Here is a 14442-nt window from a genome sequence, read left to right as displayed (position 1 = left end):
CGTTCTGTGCTCCCCGCCGATCGATGTCGGCGGACCCGCCGTCACACATTTTCACGAGTGTCCCCGATACTGGTGAGGTGAACAACGGCAGATTCGGTGGGGCGGCGACTGCCATGATCGGATACCTCGCCATCACGTCGGGACTCTTCCTCGCCGGTGCCGTCGCTCTCTTCGTCTCGGGTAGCCCGTCCGCCTGGACCATGCTGTCCGCATCGGCCATCGGCGTGGTCGCCGCGGCGGGGCTGCTGATCGCGCCACGGCCTCTTCCCCGTCGTGTTCTCGGGGTGGTCACCGCTGCTGCGATCATCGCCATCGCACTGGCATTCCACACCAACGACGGGTTCGTGCCCTACCTGCTGTGTATTCAGGCCGCGATGTTCCTGGCGATGCAGATCGGTGCCTACTGGAGCGAGCGAGCCGGCTGGCTGTGGGCGACGGCGCTGACAGCCGCCGCGGTGGGTGCGTCGGTCCTCTCCCCGTACGAGCCGCCCTGGGTGGTCTACATCCTCACCGCGCTGGGCGTGGTGGGTTCGACCGAAACCATCGGCGCCTTCACCCGCCAGGTGCGCTTCTCCGCCACCCACGACCCCCTGACCGGGCTGCTGAACCGCCAAGGACTCGAGGAGCAGGTGGAGAAGGTTCTGCCGGTGTTCGCCTCGCGCGGGTTGCCGGTGAGCATGGCGGTACTCGACCTCGACAACTTCAAGACGATCAACGACAAGTACGGCCACATTGCCGGCGATGTGCTGCTCAGCCGCGTCGCCACCGCGTGGCGGGGCAAGCTGCGACGCGGCGACGTGCTCGGTCGGCTCGGTGGCGACGAGTTCGTGTTGTTCATGCCCGGGACGCGGGAGGACGACGCCGCGGACCTGCTCCGTGAACTGCGTGAATCGCATCCCGCGGAGTGGAGTGTGGGTCTGGTGTGCATGCCGACCGTGCGGCGGTGGGCCGAGCTGTACCGCGCCGCCGACGCCGAGCTGTACCGCGCCAAACGTGCCCGGCCGGGTAAATCCGGTCACGCCCGCACCTGATCGGCCCCGGCCACCTCCTTCGGTCCATGCGCCGCCCCCGTGCGCCTGTGGACAACTTTCCCCGCGGAACGGCGCAGCGGTGATTCACTGACGGCAGGGGGTGATGACGCATGGCAACCGATGCCGCCGTGCTGATCGAGCTGGGTGAGCTGCTGGGGTCGACGGCGTCCGAGTTGGACCGTCTGAGCGCGGCGATCGCCGCGCCCGAGGACTGGTGGGGGTCCGCGGCCGATGCCGCAGCCGATCGAACGACCCGGCTGCGTGCGCGCTACCGCGCTCTGGCGCACGAGTTGGACGAGCTGGCCGCGGTGCTGCTCGCCGCGGCACCCGAGGCCGTCGCCGTCGACTGTGCGGCAGCTCTGGGCCTTCCCGGCGCAGCGCTGGTGCAGTGGCTGGGTTTCGACGAGATGCTCGCTGCCCGGATAGCGCGGGTGCACGTGAGCGACACCTCGGCGGAGCAGACCCTCGCGTGGTGGGAGTGCGCCTCCGATGCCGAGCGGGCTCGGATGCTCGACACCCACCCGGAGGAGCTGGGCAATGTCGACGGGATCCCCGCCGCGGTGCGTGATACCGCCAACCGCCGCGCCCTCGACACCGAACGCGTGCGGCTACGGGCCGAAGCCGAGCGACTACGACACGAATTGGACGCCAACATCTTCGGAGGCACGTTCAGCAACGCCGACGCGGGTCTGGAGCAGACCCTCGCCCGGCTGGCCGACATCGACACTCTCGAAGCGGTAGTCGCTCGCGGCGACCGGCACTTGATCGAGTTCGACAACAGCGCCGGACGGGCGACTCATGCGGCGGTCGCGACCGGGAACATCGATACGGCAGATCGCGTGGCGCTGCTGGTCCCCGGCTTGAGCAGCAGTGTCCACGGGGACCTCGCCGGCATGGACGCGGAGTTCGCGGATGTGATCACCGCGGCCGCCGATCTCAGCGGCGACGAGGTGGCCGGTGTGGTGTGGATGGGCTACGACGCGCCGCAACTGGGATGGGATCTACTCGACCCGTCGCGGTCGGTGGCCAGTGACGTGCCCGCGCACCAGGGCGGCGCCGAGCTCGTCGGACTCCTCGACAGTATCCCGGCGGAGTCGGTGACCCTGATCGGCCACTCCTACGGCTCACTGACCGCCGCGCACGCCCTCGAACTCGGAGCGCACGTGGACGATCTGATCACCATGGGCTCACCGGGGGTGGGGCTCCCGGGGCTGGTCGATCCGTGGGGATGGCTGACACCGGCGATGAACGCAGACCATGTCTCGGTGCTCGAGGCGGCAACCGATCCGGTGGCGGATCTGGGCTGGTTCGGCGGCGATCCGTCGCTCACGCCCCCCGCGGGGCCACCGGTGGAGCAGCTGTCCGCGCAGGATTCGTCCGGCCACAGCGATTACCTCACGCCGGGGACCACCAGCGCTGCCAACGTGGCCGCCGTGATCGCCGGAACCCCGACGGTGCCGCGATCCGGCGGCCCGGACCTCGGTGACGTTCTGCGCGCCACCCTCACCGCGATCTTCTGACCGCGCCCTACGCGTCGGAGTCGCCGGCGGGCTTGGGTGCGGTGGGCTCGGCGGCTGGAGGCTTGGGTGTGGTGACGAGGGTCGGGGGAGTGTCGGCGATGGGCGGCACCTCGCGCCCCCGCAGGTTGCGGAACAGAACTGCGCCCGCCACACCCGCAGCCAGTACGCCCAGCACGATCAGCGGACGCGCCAGGCGCCGGCCCTTGACGGTCTCGGCGACGTTGTGGGCTGCGCTGGTGACGTTGTCGGCGACGGTGTGGGCGGCGCTGGTGACGTTCTCGGCCACATCGTGTGCTGCGGTGGCGACCACCTCGCTCACCCGCGCCGGTCCTGCGGGCGCTGTCGGTGCGAGCGCGGACAGTGCAGGCCCTGTGGATGCAGGCGCAGCGGGAGCGTTCCGTGCTCGGAGAGCCTGAAGCGATTTACGGGCGGCCACGAACGCCGCCCATCCCGGTCCCTTGGTCAGGGCGGGCGCCGTGCTCGCCGCGACACCGAGGATGCTCCGGGCAGCGGACGGCTTCTTCTCATTCACTGGCGTGGTCATGCCGACCACTCTAGGTAACCGGGCCGTGCAACGGTGGCGACACCGGCAGCGGCGCAGGGGCGAGACCGCCCGGCGGGATCCCGGTCGGGCCCACAGGTCGTCGTGGCACGATGGTGCTCGTGACCTCACCTCTGGCAACCACCACCGCGACCCTGCACACCAACAAGGGCGACATCGCGATCGCGCTCTTCGGCAACCACGCTCCGAAGACTGTCGAGAACTTCGTCGGCCTGGCGCAGGGCACCAAGGACTACTCCACCAAGAACGCCTCCGGTACCGACAGCGGGCCCTTCTACGACGGCGCGATCTTCCACCGCGTCATCGCCGGGTTCATGCTCCAGGGCGGCGATCCCACCGGCACCGGCACCGGCGGGCCGGGCTACAAGTTCGGTGACGAGTTCCACCCCGAGCTCACCTTCGACCGGCCGTACCTGCTGGCCATGGCCAATGCCGGCCCCGGCACCAACGGATCGCAGTTCTTCATCACCGTCGGACCCACGCCGCATCTGAACCGCCGCCACACGATCTTCGGTGAGGTGGTCGACCCCGCGTCGCAGAAGGTCGTGGACGCGATCGGTTCCACGCCCACCGCTCGTGGGGACCGCCCTGTCGAGGACGTGGTGATCAACTCGATCACCATCGCGTGACCGCGCCGGGATGGGGTGCGGCTCCGGCCGCGCCGCCACCCGTCTGCGTCCGTCACCGCGACCGGGCAACCTACCTCTCGTGTACTCGCTGTGGGTTGCCCGCCTGCCCGCAGTGCCTGCGGTCTGCGGCGGTGGGTCAGCACTGCGTGGACTGCGTGGCGCGCGCCGCCGCCGCCGCGCCCGTCGCCCGTGGCGTCGCGGGCGCGCCGCTGCCCACCGGCCCGAGCACCCCGGTGGTCACGTTCTCGCTGATCGCGCTGAACGTGGTGTTCTTCGCCATCACCGCCGCGCAGGCGGGGTCGCTCCTGCAGAACCAGCGCAGCGAGCTCTTCCGTGCGTGGGCACTGATCCCGGCGGGGGTGGCCGACGGCGAGTTCGTGCGCATCATCGGTAGCGGGTTCCTGCACTTCGGACCCCTGCACCTGGCCCTGAACATGTACGCGCTGTACGTGGTCGGGCGCGACTGCGAGTTCGTACTGGGCCGTGCGAGGTATCTGAGCATCTACCTCGTGTCGTTGCTCGGCGGGTCGGCGGCGGTGATGGCACTGCAGGACGGAGGTGCCACCGCCGGTGCGTCCGGTGCGGTGTTCGGGCTCATGGGTGCCGAGGCGGTGATCCTGCTCAAGCTGCGCCGCAACCCGTCGCAGGTGTTGGCCGTGATCGGCATCAACGTGGTCATCAGCATCACACTGCCGGGGATCTCATTGTGGGGGCACCTCGGTGGTCTCGCCGCGGGTGCCGTCGCCACCGCCGGACTGCTGTACGCGCCGGGATCGAACGCGCGAAATGCCCGCGTCGTCGGGTGGTTTGCCGTCGCGGCCGTCGCGGTCGCGGCCGTCGTGGTGATCGTCCTGCGGGCCGCCGCGCTGGCGTCCTGACCGGCGGCGCCCGGCTCAGCGTTGCGGGACGAACCCGTGCACGCTGAGAGCGTCGAACACGTCGCGAGGATCGGCGCCGAGATCCCACCGCCCGAGGACGATGAGCTTCTCGACCTCGTCGACGGTCACATCGATCTCGACCATCGGGGTGCGGCGGCCCAGCCGGGCGTAGGGCACCAGGCGAATGCGGTCGATGTCGCTGCGCCTGTAGCGCTGCGGCCCCCGCAGTGAGCCGATCACCAGCACGTCGCCGTCGACGGCGAGGCGAGGTCTGGCCCGCGCGGCGATCCCGGCGAGTGCGGCGGCGGCCAGGCCGGCGAGCCCGATCAGCACGCGACCCGCCGAATCGGACCCTCCCAGGACCGCCGCTCCGAGCAGCACCGCGGCGCCCACGCCGAGCGCGATCACCGCAGGTAGCGGGGTGGCCCAGGCGAGTCGGGGGGACTCATCCACAGGGGTTGTCCACACTGTGCATGAATAACACCGGTGTAAGTCAGCGCCACCGCATGGTCATCACGAGCCCGACCACCAGGAACCCGAACCCGATCAGCAGGTTCCAGGGGCCGAGGTCACCGAGCCACGAGATCTTGTCCTGCGCGAGGTAGTAGACCACCAGGTAGATCAGGCCGGCGAGCATCATCCCGAACATCACCGTCAGGTAGATCGTGCTCGACGGCGCGGCCTTGATCTTCACGGGGGTGCGCGACACGGGGTTCAGGGTGTAGTCGGTCTTCTTGCGAACCTTCGACTTCGGCATGACGTCCTTCGAGTGCGTGTTCCGCTCCGGCCTTACGTGCTGGAGCCCTACTGGACCACCACGCTAGCTCGAGTAGCTGCGGCACTACCCTGTCAGCATGCGGATCCTGGTCGTCGACAACTACGACAGCTTCGTCTACAACCTCGTCCAGTATCTCGGACAACTGGGCACCGAGGTGGACGTGCTGCGCAACGACGACCCCGCAGTGCTCGATGTGGACGCCGTGGCCACCCGGTACGACGGTGTGCTGCTCAGTCCCGGCCCCGGCACGCCGGAGAGCGGCGGCGTGACGATGCCGATGGTGACCGCGTGCGCGACGGCGCGAACTCCGCTGCTCGGCGTGTGTCTGGGGCACCAGGCGATCGGGGCCGTGTTCGGCGCCACCGTCGAGCGTGCACCGGAGCTGCTGCACGGCAAGACCAGCATGGTCCGTCACGACGGGGTGGGGGTGCTGGTCGGCCTGCCGGACCCGTTCCGCGCCACGCGATACCACTCGTTGACCGTGCGCGAGAGCACCATCCCACCCGAGATCGAGGTGATCGCGCGCACCGAGAGCGGCATCGTCATGGCGATGCGCCATCGAACCCTGCCCATCCACGGCGTGCAGTTCCACCCCGAGTCTGTGATGACCGTGGGAGGTCACCGCATGCTCGCCAACTGGCTCGCAGTGTGCGGCCAGGCCACGGACCCGCGGCTGATCGAACGCCTGGAATCGGCGGTGTCGGTCTAGCGTCGTCTGCTCTAGACGCCGAACTTGCTCACGCTGATCTCGATCGGCCCGGTGCGCGGGGTGGCCGCTCCCTGCGGCACCCTCTGATCGATGATCTTCCCGGAGGTCGTCGGATCCAGCGAGGGCACCGTCACCTGAACGAGGTCGGTCGCTGTCCCGGTCCATCCTGCGGCCCGCAGCACGTCCACCGCCTGCACCGGGGTCAAGCCGACCAGAGGCGGCATGGCGAACTGACTGCCGTTGGACACCCGAACGGTGATGGTGTCGCCCTTACCGGCCTGACTGCCGCCGGCCGGGTCGGTGTTGACCACGGCGCCGTTGGTGAGCGGGGAATCGATCTGCTCGACCTTGACCTGGAACCCGGCGCCGGTGAGGTTGCCCTGCGCCACGGCGAGGGACTGACCGGTGACATCGGGCACGCGCACCTGTTCGGGACCGGCGCCGAGGGTGATCTCGACGCTGGATCCCTGGGCCGCCGAGGTGCCGACGGTGGGATCGACCGAGACCACCTTGTCCTTGTCCTCCCGCGCGGAGGGTGCGCGGGCCACTGTCGGCGAGACGGTGAAGCCGGCCGTGGTCAGCGCGGTGGTCGCGTCCTGCTGTGACATGCCGACGACGTTGGGTATCGCCACCTTCTCGGGGCCGCTGGAGACCTCGAGGACCACGGTCGACCCCGGTTCGACGGCGGTGCCCGCAGTGGGTTGGGTCCGCACGGCCATGCCGACGGGGATGGTGGCGTTGGCGGACTGTCGGACGTCGACGGAGACGCCGAGGCCGCTCAACGCGGACTGCGCCTCGGAGATCGATTGTCCCGCCACGTTGGGCAACGTGACCTGTTTGGGAGCGGCGCCGGGGCCCAGCGCGTACAGGAAGGCGCCGACGATGCCGACCACCACCAGCGTGGCCAGCGCGAGCAGCGCGGTGCGCAGTCCGCGGCGTGAGCCACCCTTGCGCTCCTGAGCGGCATGCCGTCGAGCCGCCCGGGTGGGGGCTTCGCGAGCCGGTGCGACGACCGGCCGATACTCCGGACGGGGAGGGTCGGGCTTGCGTGTGACGGTGGTGGTCGCGGCCGCGCCGATGAGGCTGGTGCGGTCGGCTTCGCTGAGCACCATGGGCGCGCTCGGGCGCTGCCCGCCCAACACACGGACGAGGTCGGCGCGCATGTCCGCGGCGGTCTGATAGCGGTTGGCCGGGTTCTTGCTCATGGCGCGCAGGATCACGGCGTCGAGTTCGGCGGGCACGTCGGGGTTGACCGCCGACGGCAGCGGCGGGTCCTCCCGCACGTGCTGATAGGCCACCGCGACCGGTGAGTCACCCGTGAAGGGCGGCTGCCCGGTGAGGATCTCGAAGAGCACGCATCCGAGCGAGTACACGTCCGATCGAGCATCGACCTGCTCGCCGCGCGCCTGCTCGGGCGAGAGGTACTGCGCGGTGCCGATCACCGCGGCCGTCTGCGTCATCGGGCTCGAGCTGTCGGCGATGGCGCGAGCGATGCCGAAGTCCATCACCTTCACCGCGCCCGCACGGTTGATCATGATGTTGGCGGGTTTGACGTCGCGGTGGACGATGCCGTGACGGTGGCTGAAGTCCAGCGCCGCACACACGTCGGCGATGACCTCCATGGCCCGCTTGGGTGCCATCGGACCCTCGTTGCGCACGATGTCGCGCAGGGTGTCGCCATCGACGTACTCCATGACGATGTACGGCAGCGGTCCCGCGTCCGTCTCCGCTTCACCGGTGTCGTACACCGCCACGATGGCCGGGTGGTTCAGGGCCGCGGCGTTCTGGGCCTCGCGGCGAAACCGCAGATAGAACGTGGGATCGCGCGCCAAGTCCTGCCTCAGCACCTTGATGGCCACTTCCCGGCTCAGTCGAACGTCGCGCGCGAGGTGAACCTCGGACATGCCACCGAAACCCAGGATCTCGCCGAGTTCGTAGCGCGAGGAGAGTTCGCGAGGTGTCGTCATGGCCGGCCCCCCGGGGAGTTTCGAAGATTGAACGGGTTGTCCAGTGTCGGGAAGATGAAGCCGCCCCCGCTCGTGGTGGTGGTGGTCGTGGGCTGGGTGGTGGTCGGGGTCGGGGGCTGCGTCGTGGTGGTGGTCGTGGTCGTCGTTGTCGTGGTGGTCGTCGTTGTCGTGGTGGGCACCGTCGTCGTCGGCGGTGCCGTGGTGGTGCGGGTCGTGGTGCGAGTGGTGGTGGTGGGAGCCGGCGGTGGGGTGACCACCGCGGTCGGCGCCGGGGGCGTCGAGCCCGAATCACCGCTGGTTCTCACGTACAGAATTGCCCCTCCGATGACCGCCAGCAACAGCAGCACCCCCGCGCCCCACGCGAGAGCTCTCTGCCCCGACGTCAGACCCGCCCGCGCGGGCTCGTCACGCTCGGTCCCGGTGTGTGCGGGCGACGCGGACGCGTAACCGGCGCCGTATCCGCCGGCGGCGGTCGAGAGCATCCGGGTACTCGACGCCGCAGGTGCGGCGCCGGGGCCCACGTTACCGGGCAGCGGAGGTCGACGCCCCGACGCCACCGCGGCCACGGCGTCGGCGAACTCACCACCGTTGTGATAACGCGCTGCGGGGTCCTTGGTCATCGCGATGGAAATGAGCTCCTGCACGTTCGGCGGCAGGTCGTTCGGCAACGGTGGGGGCGCGTCGCGTACATGCTTCATGGCGACGGTCAGAGCGCCGTCGCCGAGGAACGGGCGGTAGCCGGCGATCGCCTCGTACCCCACCACGCCGAGGGAGTACACATCCGACGCCGACGTGGCGTCCTGCCCCAGCGCCTGTTCGGGGGCGATGTACTGGGCGGTGCCCATCACCATTCCGGTGCGGGTGACGGGTGACGCGTCGACCGCCTTCGCGATCCCGAAGTCGGTGATCTTCACCTGTCCGGTCGGAGTGATCATGATGTTGCCGGGCTTGACGTCGCGGTGGACGATCCCGGCGCTGTGGGCCGCTTGCAACGCGCGACCGGTCTGCTCGAGCATGTCCAGCGAATGGACCAGCGGCAACCGGCCCATCCGTGCGAGCACGGCGTTGAGCGGCTCGCCGATCACCAGTTCCATCACCAGGAACGCCAGTGATTGGCCCGCTCGGTCGCGCACCTCACCGTAGTCGTAGATCCCCGCGATGCCCGGGTGGTTGAGCAGGGCCGTGGTGCGAGCCTCGGCGCGGAAGCGTTCGAGGAACTCCGGATCGTCGGAGAACTCGGGCTTGAGAACCTTGACGGCCACGCGGCGATCGAGGCGGTTGTCGGTGGCCTCCCACACCTGACCCATGCCGCCGGTGGCGATCAGCCGCTGCAGACGGTACCGACCGGCGAGCACGGCGCCGTTGCCGAGCCCACCGGAGTTCGATCCGCCGATTCCGCTGCTCACCTGCTCACCGTCCCTGCAGTCCGGCTGCCAGGACAGCGCGTGCGACGGGGGCTGCCACCGACCCGCCGGTGGCGGCCAGGGCGCGGTCGCCACCGTTCTCGACGATGACGGCGATAGCGATCTTCGGTGCCTGAGCCGGCGCGAACGCGATGTACCACGCGTGCGGGGGTGTGTTGCGCGGGTCGGTGCCGTGCTCGGCGGTGCCGGTCTTCGAGGCGATGGTGACACCGGGAATGCTTCCCGAGCCGGCGGTGTCGGCCTCGGCGCCGATCATCAGCGATGTCAGCGTCGAGGCGACCGACGGCGAGACCGCCTGCCCGAGCGACTGCGGCGCCGTGGTGTCGAGCGTGGACAGATCGGGGCCCTGCACCGAGGCCACCAGGTGCGGCGCCATCCGCACACCCGCGTTGGCGATGGTGGCCGCGATCTCCGCGTTCTGCAGCGGCGTCAGGGCGACGTCGCGTTGCCCGATGCTGCTCTGACCGAGGGCGGCGTCGTCGGGGATGGGACCGACGGTGCTCCCGGCAACCTGCATCGGGATACCGCCCGGATCCGCTCCGATTCCGAACGCCGATGCTGTGGACTTGACGGCGTCGGCGCCGGCTTTGATCCCCAACTCCACGAAGGCCGTGTTGCACGAGCGTGCGAACGCCTCGCGCAGGCTCGCCGTCGGAGCCCCGCCGCAGGCCTGGCCGCCGTAGTTCTCCAGGGTGGTCGAGGTTCCCGGCAGGGTGATGTTGGGCGCTGCGGTCAGCTGGTCGTCGGGAGTGGACCCGGCTGCCAGTGCCGCCGCGGTGACCACCACCTTGAACGTCGAGCCGGGTGGGTAGGTCGCCGAGATCGCGCGGTTGAGCAGTGGGTTGTTCGAGTCGGACTGCAGCGCCTCCCACGCGGCGGTACTGGCGGCCCCGTCGTGGCTCGAGAGGGAGTTGGGGTCGTAACTCGGGGTGCTCGCCATCGCGAGGATGTTGCCGGTGGACGGCTCGATCGCGACCACCGATCCGGTGTATCCCTTGGCGGTGAGTTGGTCGTAGGCAACCTGCTGCATGACCGGGTCGATCGTGGTGACCACGTTGCCCCCGCGCGGATCGCGACCGGAGATCAGGTCGGTGATCCGCTTGCCGAACAGGCGATTGTCCGAGCCGTTGAGCAGTTCGTCCTCGGTGCGCTCGAGACCGCTCGTGGAGTAGAGCATCGAGTAGTAGCCGGTGATGGGCGCATTCGCCAGGGGCGACGACGGGGCCGCCGGGTTGGGCGGGTAGGTGCGCAGGAACTTGTAGCGATCGTTGGTGGGCACGGAGGCGGCGAGGACCTGGCCACCGCTCGAGATCTGACCCCGTTGGCGTGAGTACTCGTCGAGCAGGACCCTCGAATTGCGGGGATCGGTGCGCAGGCTGTCGGCCTTGATCACCTGGACGTAGGTGGCGTTGGCGAGCAGGGCGAGAACCATCACCATGATCGCGAGCGACACGCGGCGCAGCGGTGTGTTCACGCGCGCCTCACCATCTCGGTGGGGGCATCGGCGATGGGCGTGGCGGGGGTGGCCTTACGCGGGGCGGTGACCGGTGCGCGCGTGGCGTGGCTGATCTTGATCAGCAGTGCCACCAGGATGTAGTTCGCGAGCAGCGACGAGCCGCCGTACGACAGGAACGGTGTGGTGAGCCCGGTGAGCGGGATCAGCTTGGTCACACCGCCAACCACGACGAACAACTGCACCGCCACAGTGAACGACAGCCCGGCGGCCAGCAGTTTGCCGAAGCTGTCACGCACCGAGAGCGCGGTCCGCATGCCACGCATGACGAAGATCAGGTACAGCATCAGCACGGCCGCGAGGCCGACCAACCCGAGTTCCTCACCGATGGTCGCGATGATGAAGTCGGTCTTGGCGAACGGCACCTGCGAGGGCCGCCCGCTGCCGAGCCCGGTGCCGAACAACCCGCCGGTGGCCAGACCGAACAGCGACTGCGAGATCTGGTAGCCGGTGTTGCTGTAGTCGGCGAAGGGATCGAGCCAGGTGTCGGTTCGCACGCGAACGTGCGAGAAGAACTGGTACGCGAAGAAGAAGCCGACCATCAGCAGCGTGACGCCGATGACGATCCAGGACGTGCGCTCGGTGGCGACGTAGATCATCACCAGAACGGTGCTGAAGATCAGCAGCGAGGTGCCGAGGTCCTTCTCGAACACCAGGACCCCGATCGAGAGGATCCAGGCCAGAAGGATGGGGCCGAGGTCGCGTGCACGGGGAAAGTCCATGCCCAGCAGCTGCCGCCCAGCGGTGGCGAACAATTCGCGCTTGGCCACCAGAACCGAGGCGAAGAAGATCAGCAGCGCAATCTTGGCGAACTCGCCGGGTTGAATGCTGAACCCGGGCAACCGAATCCAGATCTTCGAACCGTTGACCTCCGACAGCGACGACGGCAGGATCGCCGGCAGCGCCAGGAACACGATGCCCGCCAAACCCAGTGTGTAGCCGTACCGAGCGAGGGTGCGGTAATCGCGCACCACGATCAGTATCGCCACGAACAGCGCGATCCCGAGCGTGGTCCAGAGCACCTGCTGGTTGGCATCCGGTGACGGAGCGGCGTCCCCGAAGTACGACGCCGACTGCTCGTCGGCGAGGTCGAGACGGTGGATCAGCACCAGGCCGAGCCCGTTGAGCAGCGCGACTATCGGCAGCAGCAGCGGGTCGGCGTACGTGGCGAATCGGCGCACCGCCAGGTGCGCGAGCAGGTACAGCGCGAAGAACGCAGCCGCGTACTTGGCCAGGTCCCAGGTGATCTTCTGCTCCTGGCTGGCCTCGACCAGAACCAGCGACAGCGTCACGATCACGGTGGCGGCGGCGAGCAGCCACGCCTCGGTGCCGCGCCGGGTGGTCGGTGGCGGTGCCGGGGCGAAGCCGCCGGCCGGGGTGGGGAACGACGCGCTCATCTCGGTCCCGTCCGGCACGTCACCCCGGGTGTGGGTGCGGGGGTGCTGGTGGTGGGAGCTGCAGCGGTGGTGGGGGCGGGCGGCGGTGGGACGGCTGTGCCCGTAACCGCGGGGGTCGGTGGAACTGCGGGGGTACCCGGGCGCGGCGTGCCGGGCGCCGGGGTCGGTGGCGGCGGCGTGGGTGTGACCGAGGTGCTGGTGGCCGTCTCGCACACCGGGAGCAGATCGCCCGAGGCCAGGCGGGTGAGCTGTTGCCGGGCGTCGTCGACCGAGCCCGACGGTAGCCCGGCACGCACCTGCTCGCGCGCCGACGGCTGCAGGTCGTCGATGCCCAGGACACGGCACCCGGTACCGGTGTCCGTGGGCGCTCGGAACTCGACCGATCGGGCGGAGGTGTCCGCGGAGGCCCCCTCGTCGTCCACGCACGCCACCAGGTTCACCTCGTGCAACGACAAGCCCAACACCGAGCCGGGCAGGCCGCGCATCACCACGACGCGATCACCGTCGGCGACCACGTAGTAGTTGGTCCGCGCCAGGTAGTACCCCACGGCGGCGCCGACGGCCAGGAGTACCACCACGACCAGCCCGATGAGGGTCCAGCGCAGCCTGTGGGATTTCCGCACGGGCTCGGGGGCTGCGGCGAGCGGGCGCTTGGACGGCGTGCGCGGCGGTCGCATCGCCGCGGCTCTGCCGGCAGCGGTGTCGGGCGGTGGGGTGTCCTCCTCGTCGAACGACGCCGCGCCGCCCACGATGGGCGCGGACTGGCCGTAGTCGAGGTCGATCACGTCGGCCACCACGACCGTGACGTTGTCGGGGCCGCCGCTGCGCAGCGCCAACTCGATGAGGCGGTCCGCGGACTCGTCGTTCTCACCGGTGCGCAGGGTGTCGGCGATGGTCTCGGCACTGACCACGTCGGACAGTCCGTCCGAACACAGCAGGTACCGGTCTCCGGCGCGAGCCTCGCGCACGGTGAGGGTGGGCTCGATCTCGTTGCCGGTCAGTGCGCGCATGATCAGGGATCTCTGCGGGTGACTGTGGGCCTGCTCGGGGGTGATGCGGCCCTCGTCGACGAGTGACTGCACGAAGGTGTCGTCGCGGGTGATCTGGGTGAGCTCGCCCTCGCGCAGCAGGTAGGCGCGCGAGTCGCCGATGTGCACGAGCCCGATCTTCTTGCCGTGGAACAGCATGGCCGTGAGCGTGGTACCCATCCCGTCGAGCTCCGGGTCCTCCTCGACCTGCTCGGCGATGGCGGCATTGCCGTCTCGGGTGGCCTCCTCGAGCTTGCCGAGCAGATCGTCCCCGGGCTCGTCGTCGTCGAGATGTGCCAGCGCGGCGATCATCAGTTGCGAGGCGACCTCGCCGGCGGCGTGACCGCCCATCCCGTCGGCAAGGGCGAGTAGACGGGCACCGGCATACACCGAGTCCTCGTTGTTCGCCCGGACGAGGCCGCGGTCGCTGCGGGCTGCGTAGCGCAGGACAAGTGTCACGGGCGCAACTCGATCACAGTCTTGCCCACGCGTACAGGAGTTCCGAGCGGGACGCGCACCGCGGAGGTCACCTTCGCACGGTCGAGGTAGGTGCCGTTGGTCGATCCGAGGTCCTCGACGTACCAGTCGCCTCCACGCGGGGACAGGCGGGCGTGGCGGGTGGAGGCATAGTCGTCGGTGAGGACGAGCGTGGAATCGTCCGCTCGGCCCATGAGAACCGGCTGTGTGCCGAGGGTGATTCGGGTACCCGCCAGGGAGCCGTGCGTGACCAGCAAGTACTTCGCCACCTTCTGTTTGCGCGAGGACCCGGGTACCACCGACTTACGCGACCTGGCGGGCAGCCGTACACCCGACGCGGAGTAGATGTCCGCCCGCAACGTCCGCAGCACGGTCCACACGAACAGCCACAGAACGAGGAGGAACCCGGCTCGGGTGAGCTGCAGAACGAGTCCCTGCATTCGGATGCACCTCCTCTGTCATCGCCGGATGTGATCACGCGGACGCGTTCACTCGCAGAATCATAGGGTGACCCCGGTGTCCGAGGTCA

At 69.4% G+C, this 14442-nt stretch carries 14 protein-coding genes; 5 read left to right on the top strand and 9 right to left on the bottom strand.

Translation table 11 applies throughout. The features are described from left to right. Positions 1 to 77 precede the first annotated feature (77 nt). Together ACY48E_RS05140 and ACY48E_RS05135 are read left to right on the top strand one after the other, a co-directional pair. Entirely contained in the window at positions 78 to 1031 is a 954-nt protein-coding gene (locus ACY48E_RS05140) for a GGDEF domain-containing protein (RefSeq protein ID WP_462871031.1), read from the top strand. Between the two features lie 110 nt (positions 1032 to 1141). Continuing rightward, entirely contained in the window at positions 1142 to 2551 is a 1410-nt protein-coding gene (locus ACY48E_RS05135) for an alpha/beta hydrolase (RefSeq protein ID WP_462871030.1), read from the top strand. A gap of 7 nt (positions 2552 to 2558) precedes the next feature. On the opposite strand, the gene ACY48E_RS05130 is transcribed toward ACY48E_RS05135, so the two are convergent. Further along, on the bottom strand, positions 2559 to 3095 hold the full coding sequence (locus ACY48E_RS05130; protein WP_462871029.1) for a hypothetical protein: 537 nt from the start codon (positions 3093 to 3095) through the stop codon (positions 2559 to 2561). Positions 3096 to 3205: 110 nt separating this feature from the next. Here ACY48E_RS05130 and ACY48E_RS05125 point away from each other — a divergent pair, with 110 nt between their 5' ends. Both ACY48E_RS05125 and ACY48E_RS05120 read left to right on the top strand, forming a co-directional pair. Further along, positions 3206 to 3742 (top strand): peptidylprolyl isomerase, encoded by a 537-nt coding sequence (locus tag ACY48E_RS05125; RefSeq protein ID WP_462871028.1) that lies wholly within the window; start codon positions 3206 to 3208, stop codon positions 3740 to 3742. Then, positions 3739 to 4620 (top strand): rhomboid family intramembrane serine protease, encoded by an 882-nt coding sequence (locus ACY48E_RS05120; RefSeq protein ID WP_462871027.1) that lies wholly within the window; start codon positions 3739 to 3741, stop codon positions 4618 to 4620. The genes ACY48E_RS05125 and ACY48E_RS05120 overlap by 4 nt, the downstream gene beginning before the upstream one ends. 15 nt (positions 4621 to 4635) lie before the next feature. Here the strand turns inward: ACY48E_RS05120 and ACY48E_RS05115 are convergent, their stop codons facing one another. Continuing rightward, complete coding sequence (locus ACY48E_RS05115; RefSeq protein ID WP_462871025.1) at positions 4636 to 5073, bottom strand: PH domain-containing protein; 438 nt, start codon at positions 5071 to 5073, stop codon at positions 4636 to 4638. Positions 5074 to 5113: 40 nt separating this feature from the next. Then, positions 5114 to 5377, bottom strand: coding sequence for a cell division protein CrgA (crgA, locus tag ACY48E_RS05110; RefSeq protein ID WP_462871023.1), 264 nt, complete (start codon positions 5375 to 5377; stop codon positions 5114 to 5116). A gap of 97 nt (positions 5378 to 5474) precedes the next feature. On the opposite strand from crgA, the gene ACY48E_RS05105 reads away from it, so the two are divergent. After that, on the top strand, positions 5475 to 6107 hold the full coding sequence (locus tag ACY48E_RS05105) for an aminodeoxychorismate/anthranilate synthase component II (RefSeq protein WP_462871021.1): 633 nt from the start codon (positions 5475 to 5477) through the stop codon (positions 6105 to 6107). An 11-nt stretch (positions 6108 to 6118) separates the two neighbouring features. On the opposite strand, the gene pknB is transcribed toward ACY48E_RS05105, so the two are convergent. Genes pknB through ACY48E_RS05075 form a run of 6 tightly spaced genes read right to left on the bottom strand, consistent with a single transcriptional unit; the run spans position 6119 to position 14353 of the window. Next, entirely contained in the window at positions 6119 to 8074 is a 1956-nt protein-coding gene (gene pknB / locus ACY48E_RS05100; protein WP_462871020.1) for a Stk1 family PASTA domain-containing Ser/Thr kinase, read from the bottom strand. Further along, the gene (locus tag ACY48E_RS05095) at positions 8071 to 9480 is read right to left on the bottom strand and encodes a protein kinase domain-containing protein (RefSeq protein ID WP_462871018.1); all 1410 of its coding nucleotides are present in this window, start codon (positions 9478 to 9480) and stop codon (positions 8071 to 8073) included. Before ACY48E_RS05095 ends, pknB begins: the two co-directional genes overlap by 4 nt. A gap of 4 nt (positions 9481 to 9484) precedes the next feature. After that, on the bottom strand, positions 9485 to 10972 hold the full coding sequence (locus ACY48E_RS05090) for a peptidoglycan D,D-transpeptidase FtsI family protein (RefSeq protein WP_462871016.1): 1488 nt from the start codon (positions 10970 to 10972) through the stop codon (positions 9485 to 9487). Then, the gene (locus ACY48E_RS05085) at positions 10969 to 12408 is read right to left on the bottom strand and encodes an FtsW/RodA/SpoVE family cell cycle protein (protein WP_462871224.1); all 1440 of its coding nucleotides are present in this window, start codon (positions 12406 to 12408) and stop codon (positions 10969 to 10971) included. Before ACY48E_RS05085 ends, ACY48E_RS05090 begins: the two co-directional genes overlap by 4 nt. Further along, positions 12405 to 13895 carry a PP2C family protein-serine/threonine phosphatase gene (locus tag ACY48E_RS05080; protein ID WP_462871014.1) on the bottom strand — a complete coding sequence of 497 codons (1491 nt, stop codon included), beginning with the start codon at positions 13893 to 13895 and terminating at the stop codon, positions 12405 to 12407. Before ACY48E_RS05080 ends, ACY48E_RS05085 begins: the two co-directional genes overlap by 4 nt. Continuing rightward, positions 13892 to 14353, bottom strand: a complete 462-nt coding sequence (locus ACY48E_RS05075) for an FHA domain-containing protein FhaB/FipA (RefSeq protein WP_462871011.1) — start codon at positions 14351 to 14353, stop codon at positions 13892 to 13894. The genes ACY48E_RS05080 and ACY48E_RS05075 overlap by 4 nt, the downstream gene beginning before the upstream one ends. Between the last annotated feature and the right edge of the window lie 89 nt (positions 14354 to 14442).

It is taken from the genome of Rhodococcus sp. AZ1 (assembly GCF_054979605.1).
This window is presented reverse-complemented; position numbering and strand designations above follow the sequence as displayed.

Excerpts from the sequence above, each read along its gene's own strand:
- ACY48E_RS05135 (WP_462871030.1), top strand. The coding sequence starts at position 1,142 with ATGGCAACCGATGCCGCCGTGCTGATCGAGCTGGGTGAGCTGCTGGGG.
- ACY48E_RS05130 (WP_462871029.1), bottom strand. The coding sequence starts at position 3,095 with ATGACCACGCCAGTGAATGAGAAGAAGCCGTCCGCTGCCCGGAGCATC.
- ACY48E_RS05125 (WP_462871028.1), top strand. The coding sequence starts at position 3,206 with ATGGTGCTCGTGACCTCACCTCTGGCAACCACCACCGCGACCCTGCAC.
- crgA (WP_462871023.1), bottom strand. The coding sequence starts at position 5,377 with ATGCCGAAGTCGAAGGTTCGCAAGAAGACCGACTACACCCTGAACCCC.
- ACY48E_RS05105 (WP_462871021.1), top strand. The coding sequence starts at position 5,475 with ATGCGGATCCTGGTCGTCGACAACTACGACAGCTTCGTCTACAACCTC.
- pknB (WP_462871020.1), bottom strand. The coding sequence starts at position 8,074 with ATGACGACACCTCGCGAACTCTCCTCGCGCTACGAACTCGGCGAGATC.
- ACY48E_RS05085 (WP_462871224.1), bottom strand. The coding sequence starts at position 12,408 with ATGAGCGCGTCGTTCCCCACCCCGGCCGGCGGCTTCGCCCCGGCACCG.
- ACY48E_RS05075 (WP_462871011.1), bottom strand. The coding sequence starts at position 14,353 with ATGCAGGGACTCGTTCTGCAGCTCACCCGAGCCGGGTTCCTCCTCGTT.